This is a genomic window from Mesorhizobium sp. M1328 (assembly GCF_040318075.1).
In the GTDB taxonomy this organism is placed as follows: Bacteria; Pseudomonadota; Alphaproteobacteria; order Rhizobiales; family Rhizobiaceae; genus Mesorhizobium.
Genome location: NZ_JAMYLO010000001.1, coordinates 882,108 through 907,413 on the forward strand (window position 1 = coordinate 882,108; position 25,306 = coordinate 907,413).

A 25,306-nucleotide genomic window follows, 5' to 3' on the forward strand; every position below is an offset into this window, starting at 1 on the left:
CAATGAATGATAATGCTACGCTCGATGTTGCCATCATTGGTGGCGGCATTATCGGCATCTGCGCCGCCGCCTTTCTGGCCGAGGCGGGCCGAAACGTCACGATTTTCGATCGGACGGGGATCTGCGAGGAAACCAGCTCCGGCAATGCCGCTGCCTTTGCCTTCTCCGATGTGCTGCCGCTGGCTCACAAGGGCATGATCAGGCAGTTGCCGAAATGGCTCGCCGACCCGCTCGGCCCGCTCAGCATTCCGCCCGCCTATTTGCTGAAGCTGTTGCCCTGGCTGGTCCGCTTCTGGCGCGCCGGCCGAAGCGACCGCTATGAAGCCGGCCTTGCTGCGCAGGCCGGGATGATGAAGCTCGCCGAGGCGGAATGGATGGGCTTGCTCGACCGTTCCGGCACACGGCCGATGCTGCACGAGGACGGCTCGCTCGAACTCTATGACAGCGAGGCCGAGTTCAAGGCGTCGCTGCCCGGCTGGGCGGCAAGACAGCGCTTCGGCATCGGCTTCAGCCATGTCGAGGGCAGCGCTCTCGCCGCCTTGCAGCCCGGTCTGTCGCCGCGCTTCGTCAAGGGAACGTTCGTGCCGGGGTGGAAAACCGTCGCCGATCCCAAGCTGCTTGGAAAGGCCTTGTGGGCCTATGCCGAGGGGTTGGGCGCGGGGTTCGAAAAGGCCCGGATCGAGCGTGTCGAGGCGGGACAGGACGGCGCGATCCTGACCACGGCCGACGGCACGCGGCGAGGGGCGAAGCATCTCGTCATCGCTGCCGGGGCCTGGTCGCATCTGCTGGCGAGACATCTCGGCGACGGAATCCCGCTGGAGACCGAGCGTGGCTACAACACGACGTTGCCGAAGACTGCCTTCGACGTAAAGCGACAATTGATCTTCTCCGGGCATGGCTTCGTCATCACGCCGCTCGATACGGGCCTGCGGGTCGGTGGTGCGGTCGAACTCGGCGGCCTTGAGAGGCCGCCCAATTATGCGCGCTCGAAAGCGCTGCTCGAAAAGGCGCAGAAATTCCTGCCGGGACTGGATCCGGCCAATGGCCGCGAATGGATGGGGTTCCGGCCGTCGCTGCCGGATTCGCTGCCGGTGGTCGGACGTTCGCAACAAACGCCGTCGGTGGTGTACGGTTTCGGCCATGGTCACCTCGGGCTGACCCAGGCTGCGGCGACCGGGCGCTTGATCCGCGAGCTCGTTCTCGGGCAGAATCCATCGCTCGATCTCGGCCCGTTCAGCCCGCAACGGTTTTGAGTTCGACGATATTCAGTTGGGAGCCGGCATGGCCAAGAATTCCTTCTTCTGCATAGACGGCCACACCTGCGGCAATCCGGTGCGGCTGGTCGCCGGCGGCGGACCGCTGCTCAACGGCTCGACGATGATGGAGCGGCGAGCGCATTTCCTGGCCGAATATGACTGGATCCGCACCGGCCTGATGTTTGAGCCGCGCGGCCATGACGTGATGTCCGGCTCGATCCTCTATCCGCCGACGCGTGAAGATTGCGACATCGCCATCCTGTTCATCGAGACCTCGGGCTGTCTGCCGATGTGCGGCCACGGCACCATCGGCACTGTGACCTTTGCCGTCGAAAATGGATTGATCAAGCCGAAGACGCCGGGCGTGCTCAGGCTGGATACGCCGGCGGGCCTGGTCGTCGCCGAGTACAAGCAGGTCGGCGACTATGTCGAGGAGGTGCGCATCACCAATGTGCCGTCGTTCCTCTATGCCGAGGGACTGACGGTCGAATGCCCCGGGCTCGGCGAGATCAGCGTCGATGTCGCCTATGGCGGCAATTTCTATGCCATCGTCGAACCGCAAAAGAACTATCGCGACATGGCCGATCATTCGGCCGGCGACCTGATCGCCTGGAGCCCGGTGGTGCGGCAGCGGCTCAACGAGAAATATTCCTTCGTCCACCCGGAGAATCCCGGCATCGACAAGCTGTCGCACATATTGTGGACCGGTGCGCCGACCAACCCGCAAGCCGATGCCCGCAACGCCGTGTTCTACGGCGACAAGGCAATCGACCGCTCGCCCTGCGGAACCGGCACCTCGGCGCGGATGGCGCAGCTTCACGCCAAGGGCAAGCTTGGGGTAGGCGACGACTTCGTCCATGAATCGATCATCGGTTCGCTGTTCAAGGGCAGGGTGGAGAAAGAGGTCACCGTCGCCGGCAAGCCGGCAATCATTCCGTCGATTGGCGGCTGGGCACGAATGACCGGATTGAACACGATCTTCATCGACGACCGCGACCCGTTCGCGCACGGCTTCGTCGTCAAATAAGGAAAATCGCTGACGCAGGGGAAAGAAAGAGAGCGCAAGCGGATTGACGTCAACGGCGCAACGATCCCGCTCATCAACTTATTTTGACGGCGATTTCTTCGAAATGGAGTGCATGCTGCGATTGAATCGTCAAAGACATTGCGTTAGGCCAATGGTAGGGTCCTCGATAGTCCAGGGGTCGGACGGGAACAAAACGGGCAATCGGATGGCGTGCGGCGAAAACACGCATAACCATCGAAAAATCACGTTGCAATCCGGGCTCGAAACTTTACGACTAGGGGAAATACGAAAAGGAATGCGTCTGCATGGGCGACATTCCAGGGGAGCCACGACAGCATGCAGTATTTTGTCCAGCAGCTTATCAATGGGCTGACGCTGGGATCGATCTATGGGCTGATCGCGATCGGCTATACGATGGTCTACGGCATCATCGGCATGATCAATTTCGCCCATGGCGACATTTTCATGATCGGCGCTTTCACCGCGCTCATCGTTTTCCTTATCCTCGGTGCGTTGTTCTATTCGTTGCCGATCGTCGTTGCGCTGCTGATCATGATGATCGTCGCGATGCTGCTGACCAGCCTGTATAATTGGACGATCGAGAAGGTCGCCTACCGGCCTTTGCGCGGTTCATTCCGGCTGGCGCCGCTGATCACCGCGATTGGCATGTCGATTGCGCTGTCCAATTTCGTTCAGGTGACGCAAGGGCCGCGCAACAAGCCGGTCCCGCCAATGGTGTCCAAGGTCTACAACATCGAAGGCATCAGCGTCTCGCTGAAGCAGATCATCATCGTCCTGGTCACCATAGTCCTGCTGGCGCTGTTCTGGTACCTGGTCAACAAGACCTCGCTCGGCCGGGCGCAGCGCGCTTGCGAGCAGGACCGCAAGATGGCGGCGCTGCTTGGCATCGACGTCGACCGCACCATCTCGATCACCTTCATCATGGGCGCCGCCCTTGCCGCCGTCGCCGGCACGTTGTTCCTGATGTACTACGGTGTGGTGGTGTTTTCCGACGGCTTTACGCCCGGTGTGAAGGCATTTACTGCCGCGGTGCTCGGCGGCATCGGCTCACTGCCCGGCGCCGTGCTCGGCGGGCTGATGATTGGCTTCATCGAAAGCATGTGGTCGGCTTATTTCTCGATCGATTACAAGGACGTCGCCGCCTTCTCCATCCTGGCGATCGTGCTGATCTTCCTGCCTTCCGGCATTCTCGGCCGGCCAGAAGTCGAAAAGGTCTGAGTTCATGGCGGTCACCGTATCTCCGGAAAACACCGTCGTCGCCACCCCGGTCCAGCGCGCTTTTCGCGAAGCGCTCTATGCCGGCGCCATCTCGCTTGGCCTGTTCGTGCTGTTCATCGGCCTGAAGACCGACCAGAACATCTCCAACGAACTGATCCTGTTGCAGCGCTGGGGCTTGCTCGCCGGCGTCGTGATCGCCACTATGGCCGGACGCTTCCTTTACGTCGCCTATGGCCAACCTTTCCTGGCGAACCAGAAGATCATCGACGTCGCCACCGGCCTGCTGCCGGTCAGCCTGGCTTCGCGATTCTTCCGCCTTCCCGCGTTCATCGTGGCGGTCGCCGTCGCCGTTATTCTGCTGGCGCTCAGCGGCTTCCTGACCGAGGCCTTAGGGCCGGAACTTTCCGATTTTGTGCGGTTCCTGCGGGCGCTTGCAATCATCTATGCGCTGGCCTGGCTGATTTATCGTTTCCGGGCCTTCATTCATGCTCATTTCTCGGCATTGGGCATAACCGCACTGGCGCTCTACCCGATCGTCGTGGTGTTGGTGCTGGCGCTATATGCCGGGTCCATGGCGGTCGGTTTCCAGGGTTCGCTGAAGTATGTCGACAATTTCGGCATCCAGATCCTGATCTACGTGATGCTGGCCTGGGGGTTGAATATCGTTATTGGCTTGGCCGGCCTGCTCGACCTCGGCTATGTCGCCTTCTACGCTGTCGGTGCCTATGCCTATGCGCTGCTCGGCACGCATTACGGCCTTTCCTTCTGGATCCTGCTGCCCGCCGCCGGCATGATGGCTGCATTCTGGGGCGTCATGCTGGGCTTCCCGGTGCTGCGCCTGCGCGGTGACTATCTGGCGATCGTGACGCTCGCTTTCGGCGAGATCATAAGGCTAGTGATCATCAACTGGCGCGAATTGACCAACGGCTCGGCCGGGATTTCCGGCATCCCGAAGGTCTCGTTCTTCGGCCTGATGTCGTTCAACGTCTCCGACCCGAACTACATCTCCAAGGTGCTCGGCATCGCGCAGTCCGGCGCCTACTACAAGATCTTCCTCTACTACCTAATCCTTGGACTCTGCCTGCTGACCGCCTTCGTCACGGTGAGGCTCAGGCGGCTGCCGGTCGGCCGCGCCTGGGAAGCGCTGCGCGAAGACGAGATCGCCTGCCGCTCGCTCGGCATCAACACCACCACCACCAAGCTCACGGCCTTTGCCACGGGCGCGATGTTCGGCGGCTTCGCCGGCTCGTTCTTCGCCGCGCGGCAAGGCTTCGTCAGCCCGGAATCCTTCGTCTTCCTGGAATCGGCGATCATCCTTGCCATCGTCGTGCTTGGCGGCATGGGCTCGCTGGTCGGCATTGCCGTCGCGGCCATGGTGATGATCGGCGGCACCGAAATCCTGCGCGAACTGGATTTCCTCAAGACCGGCCTGAGTTGGGGCAACATCAAGGTCATACCCGGGTTTGGCCCCGACTTCACGCCGGAACTTTATCGCATGCTGTTGTTCGGCATGGCCATGGTCATCGTCATGCTGTGGAAGCCGCGTGGCTTCGTCGGCAGCCGCGAGCCGACGGCCTTCCTCAAGGTGCGCAGGGCGGTGTCCGGGTCCTTCACCAAGGAGGGACACGGCTGATGAACGCGAGCCCCTCCGTGAACAATGCCATCCTGCAGGTCGAGCATCTGTCGATGAAGTTCGGCGGTCTCGTCGCCATCGGCGATTTGTCATTCCAGGCCAAACGTGGCGAGATCACCGCTCTGATCGGTCCCAACGGCGCCGGCAAGACCACCGTGTTCAATTGCATCACCGGTTTCTACAAGCCGTCGGAAGGCATGATCACGCTCAACCGGCGCGACGGCTCGACCTTCCTGCTCGAACGCTTGCCGAACCATGAGATCCCGGCGCGTGCCAAGGTGGCGCGCACCTTCCAGAATATCCGCCTGTTCTCGGGCATGACGCTGCTGGAGAACCTTCTGGTCGCCCAGCACAACAAGCTGATGAAGGCGTCCGGCTATACTATTCTCGGCCTGTTCGGCTATAGCGGATACAGACAGGCTTCGGCGGAATCGGTTGAACTGGCCGAGCACTGGCTGGAGAAGGCCGATCTCGTCGACCGCGCCGACGATCCTGCCGGCGATCTGCCATATGGCGCGCAGCGACGGCTCGAAATTGCTCGCGCCATGTGCACCGGCCCTGAGCTTCTGTGCCTCGACGAGCCGGCTGCCGGCCTTAATCCGAAGGAATCGGCGGCGCTCAATGCGCTGTTGATGGACATCAAGGACAACACCGGTACGTCGATCCTGTTGATCGAGCACGACATGGCGGTGGTTATGCAGATTTCAGACCATGTCGTCGTGCTCGAATACGGGCGCAAGATCTCCGACGGCAACCCGCAATCGGTACGAACCGACCCGCGCGTCATCGCCGCCTATCTCGGCGTTGAAGACGAGGACGTCGAGACGGTACTGACCGAAGTCGGCGACGAGGACGTCATCGAGCAATTGGATACCGGTCCGGATGCCGCGCATGGACCGGGCACATCGTCTTCCTATCTTGCCGGACCGGTGGCCGATACGGTCGGCCATAGCGAGGGCGAACGCGTCACAGTGTCAAAGGGCGCTTCGAAGGCCGGGCAGATCGATGCAAGGTCGAGCGCTGCTGCAAAGTCCGGATCGCCGGCCAAAGCCAAATCGGCCGCGAAATCTTCCACGGCAAAGCCGGGCAAGGCTCCGGCGAAGTCGAAAACTCCCGGCACCTCTAATCGGCGTGGGGGGCGGAAATAATGGCCGGCACAACGCTGCTCGATATCAAGGGCGTCCAGACCTACTACGGCAACATCAGGGCGCTAAACGGCGTCGACGTCACCGTCAAACAGGGCGAGATCGTGGCGCTGATCGGCGCCAACGGCGCCGGCAAGTCGACACTGATGATGACCATTTTCGGTGCTCCGCGCGCTCGTGCCGGCACTATCACTTTCGCCGGCACCGATATCACCCAGATGCCGACCCACGAGATCGCGCGCATGCGTATCGCGCAGTCGCCGGAGGGCCGGCGCATCTTTCCGCGCATGACGGTGATGGAAAACCTGCAGATGGGCGCCAGCCTCGACGGTCTCAAGCATTACGACGAGGACGTCGAAAGGGTCTTCACGCTGTTCCCGCGGCTCAAGGAACGCGTCGGCCAACGTGGCGGCACGCTTTCGGGCGGCGAGCAGCAGATGCTGTCGATCGGCCGCGCGCTGATGGCAAGGCCGAAGCTGCTCTTGCTGGATGAGCCGTCGCTAGGCCTGGCGCCGCTGATCGTCAAGCAGATCTTCGACGCCATTCGCGAGCTAAACCGCACGCAGGGACTGACCGTGTTCCTGGTCGAGCAGAACGCCTTCGGCGCACTGAAGCTCGCCACGCGCGGCTATGTCATGGTCAACGGCAATGTGACGATGAGCGGCACCGGCAAGGAACTGCTCGCCAATCCGGAAGTGCGCGCCGCCTACCTCGAGGGCGGCCATCACTGAGTTTCAGGAGTCTTCATCATGCAGGGCATTCTTTATGAGGAACCCTCGATTTGGCAGTTCTTTTTCGTCACCTGCCTGCTCGGTGGCTGGGCGGCCTGGATGACGGGCAAGGCGTGTGCCCAAACATGGCGCAGCTTCGCCCAGCTATTCGCCTATATGCTGGGGCTCGGCATCGGCGTAAGATTCATCCATCATGCGCTGTTCGGCGGAACGATGTTTTCGCTGCATTACTACGTGGTCGACACCATCGTGCTGATGATATTGGGCTTCATTGGCTACCAATACACGCGCACCAACCAGATGGTAACGCAGTATAATTGGCTTTACGAAAGAGCCTCTCTTTTGAGCTGGAAACCAAAAGGTTGACATTTATCATTAACGGCGTTTCAGGGATGAATCGGCGTGACAAGTGCCTGAAAATCGGCAAAGTACTCTTTCTGCGAGCAAGAGTGGGCATCGCATGAAAGCAACATCCACGCCCACTCGGTAAATGGGAGCGTTTCAATGAAAAAGTCACTTTTGTCCGCCGTCGCCCTGGCCGCGCTTGTCGCGTTCAGCGGCAACGCGTGGGCTGACATCCTGATCGGCGTTGCCGGTCCGATCACCGGTCCGAACGCAGCGTTCGGCGCCCAGCTTCAGAAGGGTGCCGAACAGGCAGTCGCCGATATCAATGCGGCGGGCGGCGTTCTTGGCCAGCAGCTGAAGCTTGAAGTCGGCGACGACGTCTCCGATCCCAAGCAAGGCATCTCGGTCGCCAACAAGTTCGTCGCCGACGGCGTCAAGTACGTCGATGGCCACTTCAACTCCGGCGTCTCGATTCCGGCGTCGGAAGTCTACGCCGAGAACGGCATCCTTGAGATCACGCCGGCCGCGACCAATCCGAAGCTCACCGAACGTGGCATGTGGAACACCTTCCGCACCTGCGGACGCGACGATCAGCAGGGCAAGGTCGCTGGCGACTATCTCGCCGCGAACTTCAAGGATGCCAAGATCGCTGTCATCCATGACAAGACGCCTTATGGCCAGGGCCTCGCCGACGAAACCAAGAAGGCGCTCGCAGCCAACGGCGTGACTGAGGCCATGTATGAAGGCATCAATGTCGGCGACAAGGATTTCTCGGCCCTCATCGCCAAGATGAAGGACGCGGGCGTCTCGGTCGTCTACTATGGCGGCCTGCACACCGAAGCCGGCCTGATCATACGCCAGCTCGCTGACCAGGGCCTCAAGGCAACCTTCATGTCCGGCGACGGCATCGTGTCGAACGAATTGGCCTCCATCGCCGGCGACGCCGTCGAGGGCACGCTGATGACGTTCGCTCCGGATCCGCGCAAGAATCCGAACGCCAAGGAACTCGTCGAGAAGTTCCGTGCGGCCGGCTTCGAGCCTGAGGCCTATACCCTCTACTCCTACGCCGCGATGGAAATCATCGCGGCCGCCATCACCAAGACCGGTTCAGCCGACGACGCTCAGAAGGTAGCCGAGACCATCAAGTCGGCCGGCCCCTGGAAGACCGCGATCGGCGAGATCGGCTACGACGCAAAGGGCGATATCACCCGTCCGGACTACGTCATGTACACCTGGAAGAAGGGTGACGACGGCAAGTACACCTATGTCGAGAACGCACCCGGCAAATAACCGGACGTTGCTACATGAAAATGCCCGGCGCCTCGCGCCGGGCATTTTTCATGGGGGTTTCCCGAACGCTTGGATCGGAACTGCCCAGGCGTTCTCCGGATCGACACGCAATGCGTCGACGCGATAGATCAAACTAAATCGATTTAATCCTCTTTTCGATTTTGTTTGCACTGCAGCATTTTCGCGTTAATCATGTCGTCAGTTTCCTTACCCTCCGCGTCCGGAGCCTTGTCCTTGGCAATCTCGAAGATTCTTGTCGCCAACCGCTCCGAAATAGCCATCCGCGTCTTCCGCGCGGCCAATGAGCTCGGCCTCAAAACTGTGGCGATCTGGGCAGAGGAGGACAAATACTCGCTGCATCGCTTCAAGGCCGACGAAAGCTACCAGGTCGGCCGCGGGCCGCACCTGACCAGGGATATGGGGCCGATCGAAAGCTATCTGTCGATCGAGGAGGTTATCCGCGTCGCCAGGCTTTCGGGCGCCGATGCCATCCATCCGGGTTACGGGCTGCTGTCGGAGAGCCCGGAATTCGCCGAGGCCTGTGCCAAGGCCGGCATCATCTTCATCGGACCAAAGCCCGATACGATGCGCCGGCTGGGCAACAAGGTCGCCGCCCGCAATCTCGCAATCGAAGTCGGTGTGCCGGTAATTCCCGCTACCGATCCCTTGCCGGACGACATGGCGGCGGTAAAGGAACTCGCCAAGACGATCGGCTACCCGGTGATGCTCAAGGCGTCGTGGGGCGGCGGCGGCCGCGGCATGCGCGCCATCCGCTCCGAGGCCGATCTCGCCCGCGAGGTGATGGAAGGCAAGCGTGAGGCGAAGGCGGCTTTCGGCAAGGACGAGGTCTATCTCGAGAAGCTGATCGAGCGCGCACGCCATGTCGAGGTGCAGGTGCTGGGCGACCGCCAAGGCAACGCCGTGCACCTGTTCGAGCGCGATTGTTCGATCCAGCGCCGCAACCAGAAAGTGGTCGAGCGGGCGCCGGCGCCGTATCTTGAAATGCCACAGCGCGAGGAGCTTTGCGGCTACGCGCTGAGGATCGCGCGCGAAACCAGCTATATCGGCGCCGGCACGGTCGAGTTCTTGCAGGATGCCGATACCGGAAAATTCTATTTCATCGAGGTCAATCCGCGTATCCAGGTCGAGCACACCGTCACCGAACAGGTGACCGGCATCGACATCGTCAAGGCGCAGATCCATATCGTCGACGGCTTTGCCATCGGCACGGCGGAATCGGGCGTTCCGGCGCAGAAGGACATCAGGCTCAACGGTCACGCACTGCAGTGCCGCATCACCACTGAAGATCCCGAGCATAATTTCATCCCCGACTATGGCCGCATCACCGCCTATCGCGGTGCCACCGGCTTCGGTATCCGCCTTGATGGCGGCACCGCCTATTCGGGCGCGGTCATCACCCGCTTCTACGATCCGCTGCTGGAAAAGGTGACGGCGTGGGCGCCGACGCCGGCCGAGACCATCGCCCGCATGAACCGGGCGCTGCGCGAATTCCGGATCCGCGGCGTGGCGACCAATCTCACCTTCCTCGAGGCGATCATCAATCACCCGAGCTTCGCCGACAATTCCTACACCACCAAGTTCATCGACACGACGCCGGAACTGTTCGCCAGTGTGAAGCGGCAGGACCGCGCGACCAAGCTGCTCAACTATCTTGCCGACGTTTCGGTCAATGGTCATCCCGAGACGCGCGGCCGGCCGCAGCCAAAGGCCGATGCGGCGCCACCAGTGGTGCCATATCTCAACGGCAATGTGCCTCAAGGCAGCAAGCAGAAGCTCGACGTGCTCGGGCCGGAGAAATTCGCCGCGTGGATGCGCGAGCAAAAAGAGGTGCTGGTCACCGACACGACAATGCGCGACGGGCATCAATCCCTGCTCGCGACGCGTGTGCGCACCTATGACGTCGCCGGCATTGCCGGCACCTATGCGCGTGCGTTGCCGCAGCTTTTGTCGCTCGAATGCTGGGGCGGCGCCACATTCGACGTCGCCATGCGCTTTCTCACCGAAGACCCATGGGAGCGGCTGTCGCTGGTGCGCGAGGCAGCACCCAACCTTCTGCTGCAGATGCTCCTGCGCGGTGCCAATGGCGTTGGCTATACCAACTATCCCGACAATGTCGTGCAGCATTTCGTCAAGCAGGCTGCGGCCGGCGGCATCGACCTGTTCCGCGTCTTCGACTGCCTGAACTGGGTCGAGAACATGCGCGTCGCCATGGATGCGGTCGGCGCCGAGGGCAGACTGATCGAAGCGGCTATCTGTTATACCGGCGACATACTCGATCCGGCGCGGGCCAAATACGATCTGAAATATTATGTCGGCCTGGCCGGGGAATTGCAGGCGGCAGGCGCCCATATCATCGCCGTCAAGGATATGGCCGGGCTTTTGAAACCGGCGGCGGCCCGCGTGCTGTTCAAGGCACTGCGCGAGGCGACGGACCTGCCGATCCACTTCCACACCCACGACACATCCGGCCTGTCGGCGGCAACCGTGCTGGCGGCGGTGGAGAGCGGCGTCGACGCCATCGACGCGGCGATGGATTCGCTATCGGGCAACACCTCGCAGCCGTGCCTGGGTTCGATCGTCGAGGCGCTGAAGGGCACCGAGCGCGACCCGGGCCTCGACCCGCAATGGATCAGGAACATCTCGTTCTACTGGGAGGCGGTGCGCAACCAATACGCCGCCTTCGAGAGCGACCTGAAGGGGCCGGCATCGGAGGTCTATCTGCACGAAATGCCGGGCGGGCAGTTCACCAACCTCAAGGAACAGGCGCGCTCGCTCGGGCTGGAGACACGCTGGCACGAAGTGGCGCAGACCTATCACGACGTCAATCTGATGTTCGGCGACATCGTCAAGGTGACGCCGTCATCCAAGGTCGTCGGCGACATGGCGCTGATGATGGTGAGCCAGGACCTGACCGTCGCCGATGTCGAGAATCCGGCGAGGGACATCGCCTTCCCGGATTCGGTGGTGTCGATGTTGCGCGGCGATCTCGGCCAGTCGCCGGGCGGCTGGCCAAAGCCATTGCAGAAGAAGGTGCTGAAGGGCGAAAAGCCGATCACGGTGCGGCCGGGTTCGCTGCTCAAGCCGGCGGATCTCAAGGCCAGCCGCGCGGAGGTCGAGGAAAAGCTCGAGCGCAAGCTCAGTGAGTTCGAGTTCGCGTCGTGGCTGATGTATCCGAAGGTGTTTTCCGATTTTGCCGCCGCGCAGGAGACCTACGGGCCGGTCAGCGTGCTGCCGACGCCGACCTATTTCTACGGCATGAAGCCGGAAGATGAAATTTTCGTCGACATCGAAAAAGGCAAGACGCTGGTGGTGCGCTGCCTTGCCCTGGGCGATGTCGACGAAAAGGGCATGGTCACCGTGTTCTTCGAGCTCAATGGCCAGCCGCGCCGCGTGAAGGTGCCGGACCGGGCGCATGGCGTATCCGCCGCCAAGGCGCGGCGCAAGGCGGAGCCGGGCAACGAGGCGCATGTCGGCGCGCCGATGCCTGGCGTCGTCTCGGCGCTTGCGGTCGCTGCCGGCCAGGCGGTGAAGGCTGGTGACGTGCTGCTGTCGATCGAAGCGATGAAGATGGAAACGGCGTTGCATGCCGAACGCGACGGCACCATAGCCGAAGTGCTGGTCAAGGCCGGCGACCAGATCGATGCCAAGGATCTGCTGATCGCGTTCGGCTGAAATAGGCCGGCATCAGGGAGTCTTGTCGGCGCCTGGCAGCAGGCCTTCATGCCGCATCGATAGCACCTTGACCCGCCGCGCCCGGTCGGGCATCGAACCGCTGCAATTCGCCGCTCGGGTCACCCCGAGTCGCGGCGAGAAACGACGCGGAGAGAAGACTATGGCCGACGACATCACCGAGACCAGCCAGACTGTTGCCGCCGGCCAGCTGCGCGCCTTCATCGAACGCATCGAGCGGCTCGAGGAAGAGAAGAAGACGATTGCCGACGACATCAAGGAAGTGTTCGCTGAGGCCAAGGGCACCGGCTTCGACACCAAGGCGATGCGGTCGATCATCCGGCTGCGAAAGAAGGACCAGGCCGAGCGGCAGGAAGAGGAATCCATTCTCGATCTGTACAAGGCCGCGCTTGGAATGGTGTAGAGACAACAGTCTCGGCCTGATGCTGGAGCGGGCATCGAACCATGAGCGAATTCGATTTTGGCGCCCGCCGCGCCTCTGAATTCCGCCAACGCAGCTTCTGGACGCTGTTCGCGGAACGGCATCCGGATGAAAGGGCTCTGCTGGCGAGGCGCGGACCGTGGTTCTGGCAGCGTGGGCTGCCCGACTTCGCATTGGTCCTTTCAATGTATGTCGCGCCTGCGCACAATCATGTCGGCGTTTTCTTCGGCCGCAACGAGAAGTTCGGTGCCACGCAAGCCTGGTCGCGGTTGAAGCCGTTCCAGCCGGCCATCGAAGACAGGCTGAAGCTCAGGCCAGAACAAAGTTGCGACGGCCTCGGCATCAATTCGATGTGGCGGGTGAATTGTTTCGCCGAGGACAATTGGCCGGCGATGACCGACTGGCTGGTGACGGAAGCCTCACGTTTCGAGCGTGCGATTGCCGAAGTTCTGGGTCAGGAATAAAGCAGAGTTTCCAGACGCAATCCTTGTGGAAGGATTGCTCTGGTGAGCAGAGCGAGGGAGCCGGTGGATCGATGACGATCATGTCGCGCGTTGCCGCCTTCTTCCGCTCACGCTGGCTGGGCGGCGTGCCGCTCGATCGGCTGTTCTGGCGCGACCTGGTCGTTGTCGGCACAGCGATCAACGTCGCGTCGTCGGTGGCGGCGCTCATTCTGCTTGGGCTGAAGCTGCCGCTTGCGCTCGTCCTGGCGGTGCATTTCGCGCCGGTGCCCTACAATATCTTCCTGACCTTTGCCGTTTGGCGAACTGCCGGAAAATCGAGTGGTGTCAAGGCCTCGCTGATGACGCTTGGCGCCACGTTGTGGCTGATTCTGGTGGTTGTGGCCTGACGATCAGGCGGCCGGCTCGAATTTGAGCGCCACGCCGTTGATGCAATAGCGCAGACCGGTCGGCGGCGGGCCGTCGTCGAAGACGTGGCCGAGATGGCTGCCGCAGCGGGCGCAATGGCACTCGGTACGGACCATGCCGTAGCTGCGGTCGACGGTGGTCTCGACCGAGCCCGGCACGGGATCGTTGAAGCTCGGCCAGCCGGTGCCGCTCTCGAATTTCAGCTTGGATTCAAACAAGGGCTGGTCGCAGCCGACGCAGGAGAAGGTGCCGGGGCGCTTCTCGTGCAGCAGTGCGCAGCTTCCCGGCCGCTCGGTGCCGTGGTTGCGCATCACCGCATATTGCTCAGGCGTCAGGCGGGCGCGCCATTCGGCATCGGTGCGGGTAACGGGGTAGGTGTGGCTGTCCATTTTTTCCTCTTAGCTTATGTCGCTATTTGGGTTGCCTTCCCAACTTCGCCTGAAATAGGCATTTGTTACGGCGTTTGCCCGTATTTCCAATTCCTGCTGCGAAGAATTCCTCAGCCGATGGCAGCGAGATAGCGCGCAACCGATGCTGAAAATGCCGCCTTTGCATCTCCGATGACGTTCTGGTTCCACCACGCGCCGTAGATATGGTCGAACGCGAAAGGCTCCAGCGCGGCCTTGATGCCGTGCACTTTCGTCGCGTTGAGCGGGATATAGTTCGGATAGCTGTACATGAAGCTGACATGACGGCGAGTCGGCGTCACCTGCAGGATATCGCCGGCCAGGATGGCATTGCCGCCGTCGCGCTTCCAGTGCAGCACCTGGCCACCGGCAAAGTGGCCGCCGCAGCGGATGAGCGTCAGCGACGGGTTTATGGCGCGCGTCTCGCCTTCCCAGCTGATGATCGCCGGATGCGGCCGCATGATCCACTGACGATCATCGGCGTGCAGATAAATCGGCACGCCGCCAAACGCCTCGCTCCACTCGACCATTGCCGAATAATAATGGCAATGCGAAATGGCGATGGCGGCAAGGCCGCCCCGGTGGTTGATCTCGGCCACCGCCTCGTCGCTGACCATCGAGATGCAGTCCCACAGCATATTGCCATGCGGCGTTTGCGCCAGCAACGCCCGCTGGCCGATGGCGAAGCGCGGCTCGATGCCGAAGGCGAGCACGCCGGCATCATCCTTGATCACGACCCGATGCCCGGCGGCGAGCTCTTCCGGCGTGATCCAGGCCTGGCCCTCCCAGCGCACATATTGCCGCTCGTCCTCGCAGATCGGGCAATGTCGCGGCGGCGCCGCTGTCGCCGCGAACTGGACACCGCATTGCAGGCAAAGGAAACAGGTCGACCGTCCTGTTTTGCGCGGATCCATTCAGTGCTTCCTTGAAAGTTGCTTCGTCGCGGCTTCGAGGCCGGCGAGCGTCAGCGGAAACATGCGGCCGCCAAAGATATCGCGGATCATGGCGATCGAATGGGTAAAACCCCAATTCTTCTCGGCTTCGGGGTTGAGCCATACCGCGTTTGGCCATTGCTGCAGCAACCGGCCGAGCCAGACGGCGCCGGCCTCCTGGTTCCAGTGCTCGACCGAGCCGCCGGGTTGGGCGATCTCATAAGGGCTCATCGAGGCGTCGCCGACGACGATCACCTTGTAGTCGGGGCCATATTTATGGAGGAGATCGAAGGTCGGAATCACCTCGGCATGGCGGCGGCGATTGTCCCTCCACACCCCTTCGTAGAGACAGTTGTGGAAGTAGAAATACTCGAGCTGGCGGAATTCGGCGCGGGCGGCCGAAAACAGCTCCTCGACACTCCTGATATGGTCGTCCATCGAGCCGCCGACATCGAAGAACATCAGCAGCTTCACGGCATTGCGACGTTCGGGTTGTGTCTTAACATCAAGATAACCGTGCTCGGCGGTGGCGTGGATGGTGCCAGGCAGGTCGAATTCCTCTTCGGCGCCTTCGCGCACCCAGCGGCGCAAGCGCTTCAGCGCGACCTTGATGTTGCGGGTACCGAGTTCGACGGCGTCATCGAAATTCCTGAACTCGCGCCTGTCCCAGACTTTTACCGCGCGGCGGTTGCGGCTTTCGTGCTGGCCGATGCGCACACCTTCGGGATTGTAGCCATAGGCGCCAAAGGGCGAAGTGCCGCCGGTGCCGATCCATTTCGAACCGCCCTGATGCCGGCCCTTTTGCTCCTCCAACCGCTTCTTCAGCGTCTCCATCAGCTTTTCGAAGCCGCCCAGCGCCTCGACCAGCTTCTTCTCCTCATCGGTCAGGTGCTTTTCGGCGAGCCTCCGCAGCCATTCCTCCGGGATGTTTGCGACATCGACCGGGTCTTCGCCGGCCAGCGCCTCGACACCTTTGAAGATGTGCGAAAAGACCTGGTCGAAGCGGTCGATGTGGCGCTCGTCCTTCACCAGAGCGGCGCGGGCGAGATAGTAAAAGCCCTCGACATCATAGTCGACCAGCCCGGCCTCCAGCCCCTCCAGCAGCGACAGATATTCGCGGAGCGAGACCGGAACCCGCGCTGCCTTCAGTTCGAGGAAGAAGGGGATGAACATCTCACGGTCTACAGCAGATCATACTCGATGAAGCCGGTCCTGCGCGCCACGTGGTCGTAGAGCTTGCGTGCGGTGGTGTTGGTCTCGTGGGTCATCCAGTAGACGTTCTTGACGCCGATCTTGCCGGCTTTCTGCTTGACCGCTTCGATCAGGGCGGCGCCGACGCCCTTGCCGCGCACATCGGGGTCGGCGAACAGGTCCTGCAGGTAACAGTTGTTTATCTCCGACCAGCAGGAGCGATGGTAGAGATAGTGCGTCAGGCCGACGGCCTTGCCGTCGAGGGTGGCGATGAAACCCTTTGGCTCGAACTCGCCCGCCGTGAACAGCCGTTTCCAGGTGACGGCGTAAACCTCTTCCGGCAGCTTGGTTTCGTAGAAGGTGAGATAGGCGGTCCACAGACGTCGCCAGTCGGCATGGTCGGATTGCGCCAATGGGCGGACGGTGATCTCGGTCATTTCGTTTCCCTCTGAAGTCGGCAACCCGAAGCTGCCTCCGTGCCTGGCCAAGGGCAACGGTCCAGCGACGGGAAAGCGCTGTCCGGGGGCTTTCGTCGGCTTCCGACTGACCGGCCCTTCACCCTTGCCGTCTCGCCATGAAGGCTAGGCGCTCGAACAGATGCACGTCCTGTTCGTTCTTCAGCAACGCGCCATGCAATTTCGGCAGCGCATTCTTCGGGTCGGCGCGCAGGTCCTCGGGCGCGATGTCGTCGGCGACCAAGAGGCGGATCCAGTCGAGTGCCTCGGAGGTCGACGGCTTCTTCTTCAGGCCCGGCACGTCGCGGATTTCATAGAATTGCGTGAGTGCGGCGCGCACCAGGTTCTGCTTGATGCCGGGATAGTGCACGTCGACGATTTTGTGCAGCGTCTCGACGTTGGGAAAGCGGATGTAATGGAAGAAGCAGCGGCGCAGGAAGGCGTCCGGCAGCTCTTTTTCGTTGTTGGAGGTGATGATGACGATCGGCCGGACGGTGGCGCGGATGGTCTCGCCGGTCTCGTAGACGAAGAACTCCATCCGATCCAGTTCCTGCAACAGATCGTTGGGGAACTCGATATCGGCCTTGTCGATCTCGTCGATCAGAAGCACGACTTTCTTGCCGGCAGCAAAGGCATCCCACAGCTTGCCGCGCTTGATGTAATTGCGAATGTCGTTGAAGCGCTCGTCGCCGAGCTGGCTGTCGCGCAACCGCGAGACGGCGTCATATTCATAGAGGCCCTGCTGCGCCCGTGTCGTTGATTTGACGTGCCATTCGATCAGATCCAGGTCGAGCGCCGCCGCCACCTGGCAGGCAAGTTCGGTCTTGCCGGTGCCGGGCTCGCCCTTGACCAGCAACGGCCGCTCCAGCGCGATCGCCGCGTTGACCGCCACCATCAGATCCTTGTCGGCAACATAGGCTGCCGTGCCTTCGAAACGCATTTTTGCTCCCGGGTTCATCGCGCGACCCTAAGGACGCGGCCTTCGCTGTGCAAGGCGCCGCTGGCGAAACGGGGATCTTGCGGGCGCTGACCTCGTCGAGGGGTTCTGCGTCGAATTAAGCGTCGAAACATGTCGTCTCTCTGGCGCATGGTCTGGCGTCAGCCTATATTGGGTATGACGGTCTGCGCTTCCCGGCAGGAGAACATTTTCCCCGGGGCCTTAATGATCCCTAGGGAGCTGTCCCTGGGAAGACCCGTGGGTTTTCTCATACGGCGCCCACCTACTTTGTAGGTTCCCGGGATCGCTCTCTCCACCGGTTGTGTGGATCGTCACCTATCGAAAAGGCCATATCTGGCGGATCTTGTCGTCGCGCCGCTTTGTGCGGTGCTCTCACGAACGAAAAGTTCGCTCCGCTCCTCCAAAACGTCGCTCGTAAAACTCCATCCAAATCTGACCTTTTCTACCGTCGGCGCATGACCTCCCCAAAAGACCTGAAAAAAAATCTCCGCAACCAAGCCCTCGGGCGCCGCGACGCGCTCGATCCGTTCTGGCGGGTGGAGGCAGCACTCGAAATGGCCGAGACGACGCGCGACCAGATCACGGTCGAGCCGGGCCAGATCGTCTCCGGTTTCTGGCCGATGCGCTCGGAAGTCGACGTCCGGCCGCTGATGTTCGCCTTGCGCGAGAAGGGGGCAAGGCTCTGCCTGCCGGCCATCCTGGACAAGACCACCATCGTTTTTCGCGAACTGGTGCGCGGCGCCCCGATGATCGACATGGGCTTCGGCACCGTCGGGCCGCATGAGGAAGCCGAGGTGCTCGATCCGCAGGTTATGCTGGTGCCGCTTGCCGCCTTCGATGCGCGCGGCCACCGTATCGGTTACGGCGCAGGCTATTACGACCGGGCTATCGCGCGGCTGGTCGACAAGGGACAGCAGCCGCGGCTGATCGGCATTGCCTTCGACTGCCAGGAGGTGGCCCTGGTGCCGGACGAGCCGCATGACATGATCATTCCGGAAATACTCACCGAGAGCGGGTTGCGCCGGTTCGCGTCGAAATTGTAGATAAGTTCCTGGACGCATGGTCTTTTCCGAAAGTCATGCAGCTTTTTGCTTCGCTGACCTTCAGTTCAGGATCACGCTTATATGAGACTTCTCTTTCTCGGCGACATGGTCGGCAAGACAGGACGTACGGCGGTATGGGATCAACTGCCCGGCCTGATCTCGGATTTCAAACTCGACTTCGTCATCGTCAATGGCGAGAACGCCGCTGGCGGCTTCGGCATCACCGAGGAGATTTTTCGCGAGACGATCTCGGCCGGCGCCGATGTCGTCACCACCGGCAACCATGTCTGGGACCAGCGCGATGCGCTGGTTTTCGCGCCGCGCGAAGAGCGCTTCCTGCGTCCGTCCAATTTCCCCAAGGGTACGCCGGGGCGCGGGTCAGGCGTCTACATCGCCAGGAACGGCGCGCGCGTGCTGGTCGCCAATATCATGGGCCGGGTGTTCATGCATCCCGAGCTCGACGATCCGTTCCAGGCCGGCGAGCGCGAACTTGCCGCTTGTCCGCTTGGCGAGCAGGCCGATGCGATCGTCATCGATTTCCATGCCGAGGCGACCTCGGAAAAAATGTGCTTCGCCCATTTCGTCGACGGCCGTGCCAGCCTTGTTGTCGGCACTCATACGCATCAGCCGACCGGCGATCACCAGATCCTCAATGGCGGCACCGGTTATATTTCCGATGCCGGCATGTGCGGCGATTACGATTCCTCGCTGGGCATGGACAAGGAGGAGCCGCTCAACCGGTTCTTATCCAAAGTGCCGAAAGGCCGCTTCGAGGCGTCGACCGGACCGGCGACATTGTGCGGCGTCGGCGTCGACATTTCCGACCGTAGCGGCCTGACCGAACGGATCGCGCCGTTTCGCCGCGGCCCGCGGCTGGAGGAAACGGCTCCATCCTTCTGGTCATGACATTGATATAGACGCTTGCAATACCCAATTGCCGGCGAAACTGCTCTAGATCGTAGAGGGGACGACCTCCATGCAGCTAGTCGAATTCCTGGCGCCGCATTTCGCCTTTGTCTCCGATCCGACGGCATGGGTCGCGCTGCTGACACTGATCGTGCTGGAGGTCGTGCTCGGCATCGACAATCTGATCTTCATCTCGATTTTGACCAACAAATTGCCGGTAGCGCAGCGGGCCCGCGCCCGGCGGCTCGGCATCTCCGCCGCGCTGGTGATGCGGCTGATCCTATTGGCCACCATCTCGATCATCGTCCAGTTGACGACGCCGATATTCACGGCCTTCGGCCATGGCTTTTCCTGGCGCGACCTGATCCTGATTGCCGGCGGCCTGTTTCTCGTCTGGAAGGCGACCAAGGAGATCCACCACACGGTCGATCTCGATGATCACCAGGACACGATGATGGGCGAGACACTGCAGCTGTCGCTGGCCGGCGCCATTTTCCAGATATTGCTGCTCGACCTCGTCTTCTCGATCGACTCGATCATCACCGCCGTCGGCATGACCGACGAAATCGCGATCATGTACATCGCGGTGATCGTGGCGGTGAGCGTGATGATGCTGGCGGCCGGGCCGCTGGCGGATTTTATCGCCAAGAACCCCAGCATCGTCATGCTGGCGCTCGGCTTCCTGCTGATGATCGGCATGACGCTGATCGCCGACGGCATGGGTTACCATGTGCCGAAAGGCTATATCTACGCTGCCATGGGCTTTTCGGCACTGGTCGAAGGGCTCAACATGCTGGCGCGGCGGCGGAAGAAGGCAAAGGCGGCGGCCACTGAGGATGGCCCACCGCGGCTGACCTAATGCCCCGGCACGCCTTTCGGATGGCGGTCGCCGGTCAGGCCAAGCGTCAGGCCTTGCTCGAGCCACGCCTTGGCGCCGGCGAGCACCAGCGCAAAACCGCCGGTCGAGTCGATCGCCTGCTTGACCTGCTCATCGGGGCTGCCGACAAAGCCGAAATTGCGGACCTCGACAAAGGTCGTGCCGCCCGGCATTTCGGTAAAAGTCCACACCACCGTGGTCGGCGGATCGCTCCATTGCATGACGATCTTCTTGTTTTCGACGATCTCACTGACATTGACCGTCGTCGAGACGCCATACATGCGCCATTCCCAACGGATTTCCTTGCCGCTGTCTAACCTGTTGCTGCCATGGGTGAACCAGAACTTCGTCGTGATCGCCGGATCGATGAAGGCTTCGAATACGTCGGCGACCGGCCGCCTTATCAGCATGCCGGCTTCGGCGGTCGGTGTTTCACAGATTTCCATAGCGTCCTCCTTTCACGGCACCGACGCCTTTTCACCAGGCATCGGGTTCGCGCACCAGGTGAATGATGTTGGCCGGGTTGGTGATCCAGCCGCCGCGAAAGCCTTCACCCAGTGCCTCGATGGCGTCGCAGCGCACGACACCGGCCTTGGCGAGATGCTCCGCAGCGGCCGGAAAATCATCGGTGAACAGTTCCAGCCAGATCTCGGCCTGGCTCATCATCGGCGCCTCGTCGATCCACAGCCGATTGGGACCGAGTTCGAAGCCGACGGCCGGCGGCTTGGCCGTGAATGGCTTCAGGCCGACGACGTCGCGATAGAAGGCGATCGTCGCCTGGTATTGATGTGGCGGCACCTTCATGGCGATGTTGATGCCGCCGGCGATCTTCGGGGTCATTTGCTGGCTCCATTCCCGTGTTCAGGTTCGATTGGCCGGTTCGGTCCAGAACTCGCTATGCCAAATTGATTTGCCAGGAGACTCCGAACCTGTCGTTGAGCCATGCAAACCGGCGGCTGAAACCATAATTGTCCAGCGGCATCAGAAATTTGCCGTCCTTGGCCAGCGCCTCGACAATGCCGTTCAGCTCTGCCTCCGTGGAGCAATCCACATACAGCGAGACCGACGGCGTGAACGTGAAGGCATGGTGCACGGGGCTGTTGTAGACCATCACTTCCAGACCGCTTATGGACACGCGCGCCAGCTTGACCGTTCCTTCCGGCCCGTCTTCGCCGGAGCCGTAACGTGTGACGTCAAGGACGCTGCTGTCGGGGATCGTCTCGCAATAGAAGGTCATTGCCTCTTCGGCCTTGCCCTCAAACATCAGAAATGGCGTCACTTGCTTCATCGCAGGCCTCCGTCATCTTGGTGGTTTTTCAGATGTTGTTCTCATTGGCCGGCTCGCCCTTCATCTCGCTGCGGTAATAGCCGTCGCGCAGATTGATGCCGTATTCGACATAGGCCTTCATGCAGGCCAGCATCTGCGACCAGCCCTCGCAATTGAGGTAGGATTTCTTCAGGCCGACCGCGTCCTCGTGCCAGCCGGTCTCGGCGATGGTGACGAAGGTGCCGCCATCGTCGAGCGGTTCGAAATCCATCTCGATGCGGGTCTTGTAGGCTGGCTTGCCGTCGGCGTCGGTGGCATCCCAGCGCAGCACGATGCGGCTGTCTTTCTCCACCTTGTCGACCTCCACGGGAACCTTGCCCCACCAGATGACGGTGGCGCCCGCCACCAGCGGTGCGCTGGCGCCGCCGATCGTGGTGAAGTAGCCGCTAAGCTTCTTCGGATTGACGACCGCGTCGAAGACTTCTGCGATCGGTTTGCCGATACGGCCAGAAACCCTGAATCCAAGCGACATATCCACAGCTCCTTCCTTGAATGGCTCAACGATATGTTATAGAAACATAACATGTCAAGCCATTCGCGAGACGACAATGTTTTCAAGGCGCTGGCGCATCCGCGCCGGCGTGCGTTGCTGGACCGGCTGAAGGATGCGCCGCAGACCACCGGCACGTTGAGCGACGCCTTTCCAGACATGGACCGCTGCACCGTCATGCTGCATCTGAAGGTGCTGGAGGAGGCCGACTTGGTGGTGGCGCGGCGCGAGGGCCGCGAACGCTGGAACCATCTCAACGCGCTGCCGATCAAGCACATCCACGACCGCTGGATCAGCCAATATGCCACGCACGCGATCAGCATCCTCGACCGGCTGAAATCCGATCTTGAGGGATGAAAGGTTGCCGAGGCCTGCCGATTTTCGGGTCTTGAAACCCTTGCGTGCCGACGCAATGGCGCGGCTGGACGAATTGAGCCGATTTATCTATAAGCCGGCCATTCCGACAGAGAGCGCCGTACGTCCGTCCGGACGCAGCAGGACGTTCTGAAATTTTGAATTCGAGCATTTTGCAAGATGCCGGGTGGTTCACCAGGCGGCAGATGCTCTAGCCGAGAAGACGACAGGGGTGCCATGGCTGGCCATTCACAGTTCAAGAACATCATGCACCGCAAGGGCCGCCAGGATGCGGTGCGGTCGAAAATGTTTTCCAAGCTGGCGCGCGAAATCACCGTCGCCGCCAAGAGCGGCACGCCCGATCCATCGATGAACCCGCGCCTGCGCCTTGCGGTGCAGAACGCCAAGGCGGTGTCGATGCCAAAGGACAATATCCAGCGCGCCATCAACAAGGCCTCGATGGGCGATGCCGAGACCTACGAAGCCGTTCGCTACGAAGGTTACGGGCCAGGCGGCGTCGCGCTGATCGTCGAGGCGCTGACCGACAACCGCAACCGCTCGGCGTCGAATGTGCGCGCTGCCTTCACCAAGGCCGGCGGGGCGATGGGCGAAACCGGCTCGGTTTCGTTCATGTGGGACCGCGTCGGCGAGATCTACTATCCGGCATCGGCCGGCAGCGCCGAGAAGGTGATGGACGCAGCGATCGAGGCCGGCGCCGACGACGTCCAGTCGGACGAGGAAGGCCACACGATCTATTGCGCCTTCGAGAATCTTGGCGAAGTGTCGAAGGCGCTGGAAGGCGCACTCGGCGAGGCTGAATCGGTGAAGCCGATCTGGAAGCCGCAGACCAATATCGCGGTCGACGAGGAGCGGGCACAATCGCTGATGAAGCTGGTCGCGACGCTCGAAGACGACGACGACGTGCAGAGCGTCTACGCCAATTTCGAGGTCGACGAGGAGACCTTGGCGAAGCTCAGCGCGGCATGACCCAACACGCGCTGCCCACCGTCCGCATCACCTATTGCACCCAGTGCCAATGGCTGCTCAGGGCCGGCTGGATGGCGCAGGAGTTGTTGTCCACCTTCGGTACCGATCTCGGCGAAGTGACGCTGGTGCCCGGCACCGGCGGCATCTTCACCATTTCCTGCAATGACACGCTGGTCTGGGACCGCAAGCGTGACGGCGGTTTTCCCGACGCCGCAAAGCTCAAGCAACTGGTTCGCGACGTCATCGATCCGGATCGCGATCTCGGCCACGCCGACCGCAAGGGCCATAAGTCAAAAGACCCTGCCTGACCGGCCTTTTACACTTCCGTCCTGCATTCACCGCCATGCGAAGATGAAGCAGCCCAGCGCCACGATGGCGGTGATGGTGCGGACGTGGTTCCACATCACCCAGTCCCTGAGATAAGTGGCCCATACCGCGGTGCCGTTGGCGCTTGCCGGATCGATGGCCGCCAGGGCGTTGTTGAGCGGCACGTTGAACATCATCGTCACGATCGGGTTGCCGACGACATAGATTAGGGCACCGGCGAGGAGCCAGAATGCACCCGGTTGGCTCCAGCCGATAAGAGCGCCGGCGGCAAGGACAAGGCAGACCAGCCCGGTGCCGAAAAGCGCGGTCATGAATGCAGGCGTAATCACGGTGATGTTGATCGAATTCATGGCGGCGATGCCGCCTCCGGCGGGCAAGCGGGCGAGCGCCGGCATGATAAAGTTGGAGAAGGCGAAGAAAACGCCGCCGACAACGCCTGAGCCAATGGCAGCGACGAAGGTGAGGGTGGGAAGCAGCTTCATGATCATGTCAGTTCCTCCAGATGCCCGTGGCGGCGGTTTCGGTTGCGTAGGCGGAAAAGTCTTTTGGGGCGCGGCCGAGCACGCGCTGGACGCCGTCGGTCAGCGACTCGTTGCGGCCGTCAAGCACTTCGGTGAACAGCTCGTTAAGCAGCCACGCGAATTCGGCCGGCAATTCGTGCTCCGCTGTGGTGGCGGTGAATTCGGCATGCGAAATCCTGATAAAACGGATGTCGCGGCCGGCCGCCCTGCCGATCTCGGCGACCGCGTCGGCAAAGCTCAGCAGCCGCGGTCCGGTCAGCTCATAGAGCTCTCCGACATGTCCTTGCTGGGTTAGTACGGCAAAGGCGGCCTCCGCGATATCGTCGGCATCCACAAATGGTTCGCCCACACTGCCGACCGGCAACGCCACCTCGCCCTCCTGCAAAGATTCGACGAGGAAGCCTTCACTGAAGTTCTGGGAAAACCAGGCGCAGCGCAGGATCGTCCAATCGGCGCCTGAACCTTTGAGCATCTCTTCGGCGCGCTGTGCTTCCGTTTCGCCGCGCCCCGACAGCAGTACCAGCCGGCGCACACCACACTCCACGGCAAGATTAGCGAAGGCGCCGACCGTTTCCGCCGCGCCGGGAACGGCAAGATCAGGATAGTAGCTGATGTAGACGGCGCCGACACCATCAAGCGCGGGTTCCCAGGTCGTGTTATTTTCCCAGTCGAAGGGCGGCGTACCCGAGCGCGAGCCGATCTGCACCGGCAGGCCCCGCGCCGTCAGCCGCTCGGCGAGACGGCGGCCGGTCTTGCCGGTGCCGCCGAGGATCAAAGTTGGTTTCGTTACAGTAGGGTTCATGTCGATTTTCCTCAGTTTACAAATGTGAGTAATCCTCACATTTGCAAAACGTGATAAACCCT

The 25,306-nt window shown here is 61.5% G+C and carries 29 protein-coding genes and 1 other RNA gene; 19 read left to right on the plus strand and 11 right to left on the minus strand.

The genetic code is table 11. The features are described 5' to 3' along the window. Positions 1–2: 2 nt before the first annotated feature. The 12 genes from NKH23_RS04370 (at position 3) to NKH23_RS04425 (ending at position 13,648) form a co-directional block, all read left to right on the plus strand. A complete protein-coding gene (locus NKH23_RS04370; RefSeq protein WP_352714507.1) occupies positions 3–1,253 on the plus strand; it encodes an NAD(P)/FAD-dependent oxidoreductase in 1,251 nt (416 codons plus the stop codon). A gap of 28 nt (positions 1,254–1,281) precedes the next feature. Then, positions 1,282–2,283: a 4-hydroxyproline epimerase gene (locus NKH23_RS04375; protein ID WP_352714506.1), complete on the plus strand. Its 1,002-nt coding sequence runs from the start codon at positions 1,282–1,284 to the stop codon at positions 2,281–2,283. A gap of 336 nt (positions 2,284–2,619) precedes the next feature. Next, on the plus strand, positions 2,620–3,522 hold the full coding sequence (locus NKH23_RS04380; RefSeq protein WP_023678052.1) for a branched-chain amino acid ABC transporter permease: 903 nt from the start codon (positions 2,620–2,622) through the stop codon (positions 3,520–3,522). A gap of 4 nt (positions 3,523–3,526) precedes the next feature. Further along, positions 3,527–5,155 carry a high-affinity branched-chain amino acid ABC transporter permease LivM gene (gene livM, locus NKH23_RS04385; protein WP_352714504.1) on the plus strand — a complete coding sequence of 543 codons (1,629 nt, stop codon included), beginning with the start codon at positions 3,527–3,529 and terminating at the stop codon, positions 5,153–5,155. Next, positions 5,155–6,303, plus strand: coding sequence for an ABC transporter ATP-binding protein (locus tag NKH23_RS04390; RefSeq protein ID WP_352909829.1), 1,149 nt, complete (start codon positions 5,155–5,157; stop codon positions 6,301–6,303). The genes livM and NKH23_RS04390 overlap by 1 nt, the downstream gene beginning before the upstream one ends. Then, positions 6,303–7,031 (plus strand): ABC transporter ATP-binding protein, encoded by a 729-nt coding sequence (locus NKH23_RS04395; protein WP_254816420.1) that lies wholly within the window; start codon positions 6,303–6,305, stop codon positions 7,029–7,031. The genes NKH23_RS04390 and NKH23_RS04395 overlap by 1 nt, the downstream gene beginning before the upstream one ends. An 18-nt stretch (positions 7,032–7,049) precedes the next feature. Beyond that, complete coding sequence (locus NKH23_RS04400) at positions 7,050–7,397, plus strand: DUF6867 family protein (protein ID WP_254816421.1); 348 nt, start codon at positions 7,050–7,052, stop codon at positions 7,395–7,397. 138 nt (positions 7,398–7,535) lie between these two features. After that, positions 7,536–8,666 carry a branched-chain amino acid ABC transporter substrate-binding protein gene (locus tag NKH23_RS04405; RefSeq protein WP_352714501.1) on the plus strand — a complete coding sequence of 377 codons (1,131 nt, stop codon included), beginning with the start codon at positions 7,536–7,538 and terminating at the stop codon, positions 8,664–8,666. A 234-nt stretch (positions 8,667–8,900) separates the two neighbouring features. Beyond that, a complete protein-coding gene (gene pyc / locus NKH23_RS04410; protein WP_353034244.1) occupies positions 8,901–12,359 on the plus strand; it encodes a pyruvate carboxylase in 3,459 nt (1,152 codons plus the stop codon). Between the two features lie 160 nt (positions 12,360–12,519). Further along, complete coding sequence (locus tag NKH23_RS04415; RefSeq protein ID WP_023719653.1) at positions 12,520–12,780, plus strand: DUF2312 domain-containing protein; 261 nt, start codon at positions 12,520–12,522, stop codon at positions 12,778–12,780. Between the two features lie 41 nt (positions 12,781–12,821). After that, positions 12,822–13,262, plus strand: coding sequence for a hypothetical protein (locus tag NKH23_RS04420; RefSeq protein ID WP_292658543.1), 441 nt, complete (start codon positions 12,822–12,824; stop codon positions 13,260–13,262). A gap of 71 nt (positions 13,263–13,333) precedes the next feature. Beyond that, positions 13,334–13,648, plus strand: a complete 315-nt coding sequence (locus NKH23_RS04425; RefSeq protein ID WP_352714497.1) for a hypothetical protein — start codon at positions 13,334–13,336, stop codon at positions 13,646–13,648. Positions 13,649–13,651: 3 nt separating this feature from the next. On the opposite strand, the gene msrB is transcribed toward NKH23_RS04425, so the two are convergent. From msrB to NKH23_RS04450, 5 genes are all read right to left on the minus strand, one after another. Further along, on the minus strand, positions 13,652–14,056 hold the full coding sequence (msrB, locus tag NKH23_RS04430; protein WP_352978950.1) for a peptide-methionine (R)-S-oxide reductase MsrB: 405 nt from the start codon (positions 14,054–14,056) through the stop codon (positions 13,652–13,654). A 110-nt stretch (positions 14,057–14,166) separates the two neighbouring features. Then, positions 14,167–14,988, minus strand: coding sequence for an MBL fold metallo-hydrolase (locus NKH23_RS04435; RefSeq protein WP_353034246.1), 822 nt, complete (start codon positions 14,986–14,988; stop codon positions 14,167–14,169). Then, the gene (locus NKH23_RS04440) at positions 14,989–16,179 is read right to left on the minus strand and encodes a vWA domain-containing protein (RefSeq protein WP_352909839.1); all 1,191 of its coding nucleotides are present in this window, start codon (positions 16,177–16,179) and stop codon (positions 14,989–14,991) included. It lies immediately after the preceding gene. Between the two features lie 8 nt (positions 16,180–16,187). Further along, positions 16,188–16,634 carry a GNAT family N-acetyltransferase gene (locus tag NKH23_RS04445; RefSeq protein WP_352909841.1) on the minus strand — a complete coding sequence of 149 codons (447 nt, stop codon included), beginning with the start codon at positions 16,632–16,634 and terminating at the stop codon, positions 16,188–16,190. Between the two features lie 118 nt (positions 16,635–16,752). Next, on the minus strand, positions 16,753–17,592 hold the full coding sequence (locus NKH23_RS04450) for an AAA family ATPase (protein WP_352909843.1): 840 nt from the start codon (positions 17,590–17,592) through the stop codon (positions 16,753–16,755). 176 nt (positions 17,593–17,768) lie between these two features. On the opposite strand from NKH23_RS04450, the gene ssrS reads away from it, so the two are divergent. The 4 genes from ssrS (at position 17,769) to NKH23_RS04470 (ending at position 20,418) form a co-directional block, all read left to right on the plus strand. Next, a non-coding RNA gene (gene ssrS / locus NKH23_RS04455) (6S RNA) lies at positions 17,769–17,924 on the plus strand. A gap of 141 nt (positions 17,925–18,065) precedes the next feature. Continuing rightward, positions 18,066–18,653: a 5-formyltetrahydrofolate cyclo-ligase gene (locus tag NKH23_RS04460; protein WP_352909845.1), complete on the plus strand. Its 588-nt coding sequence runs from the start codon at positions 18,066–18,068 to the stop codon at positions 18,651–18,653. Between the two features lie 81 nt (positions 18,654–18,734). Next, the gene (locus NKH23_RS04465; protein ID WP_352909846.1) at positions 18,735–19,559 is read left to right on the plus strand and encodes a TIGR00282 family metallophosphoesterase; all 825 of its coding nucleotides are present in this window, start codon (positions 18,735–18,737) and stop codon (positions 19,557–19,559) included. Positions 19,560–19,629: 70 nt separating this feature from the next. After that, positions 19,630–20,418, plus strand: coding sequence for a TerC family protein (locus NKH23_RS04470; RefSeq protein ID WP_352909848.1), 789 nt, complete (start codon positions 19,630–19,632; stop codon positions 20,416–20,418). Here the strand turns inward: NKH23_RS04470 and NKH23_RS04475 are convergent. Genes NKH23_RS04475 through NKH23_RS04490 form a run of 4 tightly spaced genes read right to left on the minus strand, consistent with a single transcriptional unit; the run spans position 20,415 to position 22,235 of the window. Continuing rightward, the gene (locus NKH23_RS04475) at positions 20,415–20,882 is read right to left on the minus strand and encodes an SRPBCC family protein (protein WP_352909849.1); all 468 of its coding nucleotides are present in this window, start codon (positions 20,880–20,882) and stop codon (positions 20,415–20,417) included. The genes NKH23_RS04470 and NKH23_RS04475 overlap by 4 nt on opposite strands. A 31-nt stretch (positions 20,883–20,913) precedes the next feature. Further along, entirely contained in the window at positions 20,914–21,276 is a 363-nt protein-coding gene (locus NKH23_RS04480) for a VOC family protein (protein WP_352909851.1), read from the minus strand. A gap of 55 nt (positions 21,277–21,331) precedes the next feature. Next, positions 21,332–21,724, minus strand: a complete 393-nt coding sequence (locus NKH23_RS04485; RefSeq protein ID WP_352640129.1) for a VOC family protein — start codon at positions 21,722–21,724, stop codon at positions 21,332–21,334. Positions 21,725–21,752: 28 nt separating this feature from the next. Continuing rightward, the gene (locus NKH23_RS04490; RefSeq protein WP_352909854.1) at positions 21,753–22,235 is read right to left on the minus strand and encodes an SRPBCC domain-containing protein; all 483 of its coding nucleotides are present in this window, start codon (positions 22,233–22,235) and stop codon (positions 21,753–21,755) included. 51 nt (positions 22,236–22,286) lie between these two features. Between NKH23_RS04490 and NKH23_RS04495 the strand changes: the two genes are divergently transcribed. The 3 genes from NKH23_RS04495 (at position 22,287) to NKH23_RS04505 (ending at position 23,902) form a co-directional block, all read left to right on the plus strand. Next, positions 22,287–22,610, plus strand: coding sequence for an ArsR/SmtB family transcription factor (locus tag NKH23_RS04495; RefSeq protein ID WP_353034248.1), 324 nt, complete (start codon positions 22,287–22,289; stop codon positions 22,608–22,610). Between the two features lie 234 nt (positions 22,611–22,844). Continuing rightward, complete coding sequence (locus tag NKH23_RS04500) at positions 22,845–23,594, plus strand: YebC/PmpR family DNA-binding transcriptional regulator (RefSeq protein WP_023678028.1); 750 nt, start codon at positions 22,845–22,847, stop codon at positions 23,592–23,594. Next, positions 23,591–23,902 (plus strand): Rdx family protein, encoded by a 312-nt coding sequence (locus NKH23_RS04505; protein WP_352909859.1) that lies wholly within the window; start codon positions 23,591–23,593, stop codon positions 23,900–23,902. Before NKH23_RS04500 ends, NKH23_RS04505 begins: the two co-directional genes overlap by 4 nt. A gap of 27 nt (positions 23,903–23,929) precedes the next feature. Here NKH23_RS04505 and NKH23_RS04510 read toward each other — a convergent pair whose 3' ends face one another. Both NKH23_RS04510 and NKH23_RS04515 read right to left on the minus strand, forming a co-directional pair. Next, the gene (locus tag NKH23_RS04510) at positions 23,930–24,409 is read right to left on the minus strand and encodes an anthrone oxygenase family protein (RefSeq protein WP_352909861.1); all 480 of its coding nucleotides are present in this window, start codon (positions 24,407–24,409) and stop codon (positions 23,930–23,932) included. A 1-nt stretch (position 24,410) separates the two neighbouring features. Next, entirely contained in the window at positions 24,411–25,244 is an 834-nt protein-coding gene (locus NKH23_RS04515; protein ID WP_353034250.1) for a Rossmann-fold NAD(P)-binding domain-containing protein, read from the minus strand. Positions 25,245–25,306 lie beyond the last annotated feature (62 nt).

Excerpts from the sequence above, each read along its gene's own strand:
- msrB (WP_352978950.1), bottom strand. The coding sequence starts at position 14,056 with ATGGACAGCCACACCTACCCCGTTACCCGCACCGATGCCGAATGGCGC.
- NKH23_RS04510 (WP_352909861.1), bottom strand. The coding sequence starts at position 24,409 with ATGATCATGAAGCTGCTTCCCACCCTCACCTTCGTCGCTGCCATTGGC.
- NKH23_RS04370 (WP_352714507.1), top strand. The coding sequence starts at position 3 with ATGAATGATAATGCTACGCTCGATGTTGCCATCATTGGTGGCGGCATT.
- NKH23_RS04500 (WP_023678028.1), top strand. The coding sequence starts at position 22,845 with ATGGCTGGCCATTCACAGTTCAAGAACATCATGCACCGCAAGGGCCGC.
- NKH23_RS04445 (WP_352909841.1), bottom strand. The coding sequence starts at position 16,634 with ATGACCGAGATCACCGTCCGCCCATTGGCGCAATCCGACCATGCCGAC.
- NKH23_RS04395 (WP_254816420.1), top strand. The coding sequence starts at position 6,303 with ATGGCCGGCACAACGCTGCTCGATATCAAGGGCGTCCAGACCTACTAC.
- NKH23_RS04515 (WP_353034250.1), bottom strand. The coding sequence starts at position 25,244 with ATGAACCCTACTGTAACGAAACCAACTTTGATCCTCGGCGGCACCGGC.
- NKH23_RS04420 (WP_292658543.1), top strand. The coding sequence starts at position 12,822 with ATGAGCGAATTCGATTTTGGCGCCCGCCGCGCCTCTGAATTCCGCCAA.
- NKH23_RS04415 (WP_023719653.1), top strand. The coding sequence starts at position 12,520 with ATGGCCGACGACATCACCGAGACCAGCCAGACTGTTGCCGCCGGCCAG.
- NKH23_RS04400 (WP_254816421.1), top strand. The coding sequence starts at position 7,050 with ATGCAGGGCATTCTTTATGAGGAACCCTCGATTTGGCAGTTCTTTTTC.
- NKH23_RS04440 (WP_352909839.1), bottom strand. The coding sequence starts at position 16,179 with ATGTTCATCCCCTTCTTCCTCGAACTGAAGGCAGCGCGGGTTCCGGTC.
- NKH23_RS04380 (WP_023678052.1), top strand. The coding sequence starts at position 2,620 with ATGCAGTATTTTGTCCAGCAGCTTATCAATGGGCTGACGCTGGGATCG.
- NKH23_RS04460 (WP_352909845.1), top strand. The coding sequence starts at position 18,066 with ATGACCTCCCCAAAAGACCTGAAAAAAAATCTCCGCAACCAAGCCCTC.
- NKH23_RS04490 (WP_352909854.1), bottom strand. The coding sequence starts at position 22,235 with ATGTCGCTTGGATTCAGGGTTTCTGGCCGTATCGGCAAACCGATCGCA.
- NKH23_RS04425 (WP_352714497.1), top strand. The coding sequence starts at position 13,334 with ATGACGATCATGTCGCGCGTTGCCGCCTTCTTCCGCTCACGCTGGCTG.
- NKH23_RS04435 (WP_353034246.1), bottom strand. The coding sequence starts at position 14,988 with ATGGATCCGCGCAAAACAGGACGGTCGACCTGTTTCCTTTGCCTGCAA.
- NKH23_RS04480 (WP_352909851.1), bottom strand. The coding sequence starts at position 21,276 with ATGACCCCGAAGATCGCCGGCGGCATCAACATCGCCATGAAGGTGCCG.
- livM (WP_352714504.1), top strand. The coding sequence starts at position 3,527 with ATGGCGGTCACCGTATCTCCGGAAAACACCGTCGTCGCCACCCCGGTC.
- NKH23_RS04475 (WP_352909849.1), bottom strand. The coding sequence starts at position 20,882 with ATGGAAATCTGTGAAACACCGACCGCCGAAGCCGGCATGCTGATAAGG.
- NKH23_RS04495 (WP_353034248.1), top strand. The coding sequence starts at position 22,287 with ATGTCAAGCCATTCGCGAGACGACAATGTTTTCAAGGCGCTGGCGCAT.
- NKH23_RS04485 (WP_352640129.1), bottom strand. The coding sequence starts at position 21,724 with ATGAAGCAAGTGACGCCATTTCTGATGTTTGAGGGCAAGGCCGAAGAG.
- NKH23_RS04450 (WP_352909843.1), bottom strand. The coding sequence starts at position 17,592 with ATGCGTTTCGAAGGCACGGCAGCCTATGTTGCCGACAAGGATCTGATG.
- NKH23_RS04470 (WP_352909848.1), top strand. The coding sequence starts at position 19,630 with ATGCAGCTAGTCGAATTCCTGGCGCCGCATTTCGCCTTTGTCTCCGAT.
- NKH23_RS04505 (WP_352909859.1), top strand. The coding sequence starts at position 23,591 with ATGACCCAACACGCGCTGCCCACCGTCCGCATCACCTATTGCACCCAG.
- NKH23_RS04405 (WP_352714501.1), top strand. The coding sequence starts at position 7,536 with ATGAAAAAGTCACTTTTGTCCGCCGTCGCCCTGGCCGCGCTTGTCGCG.
- NKH23_RS04375 (WP_352714506.1), top strand. The coding sequence starts at position 1,282 with ATGGCCAAGAATTCCTTCTTCTGCATAGACGGCCACACCTGCGGCAAT.
- NKH23_RS04390 (WP_352909829.1), top strand. The coding sequence starts at position 5,155 with ATGAACGCGAGCCCCTCCGTGAACAATGCCATCCTGCAGGTCGAGCAT.
- NKH23_RS04465 (WP_352909846.1), top strand. The coding sequence starts at position 18,735 with ATGAGACTTCTCTTTCTCGGCGACATGGTCGGCAAGACAGGACGTACG.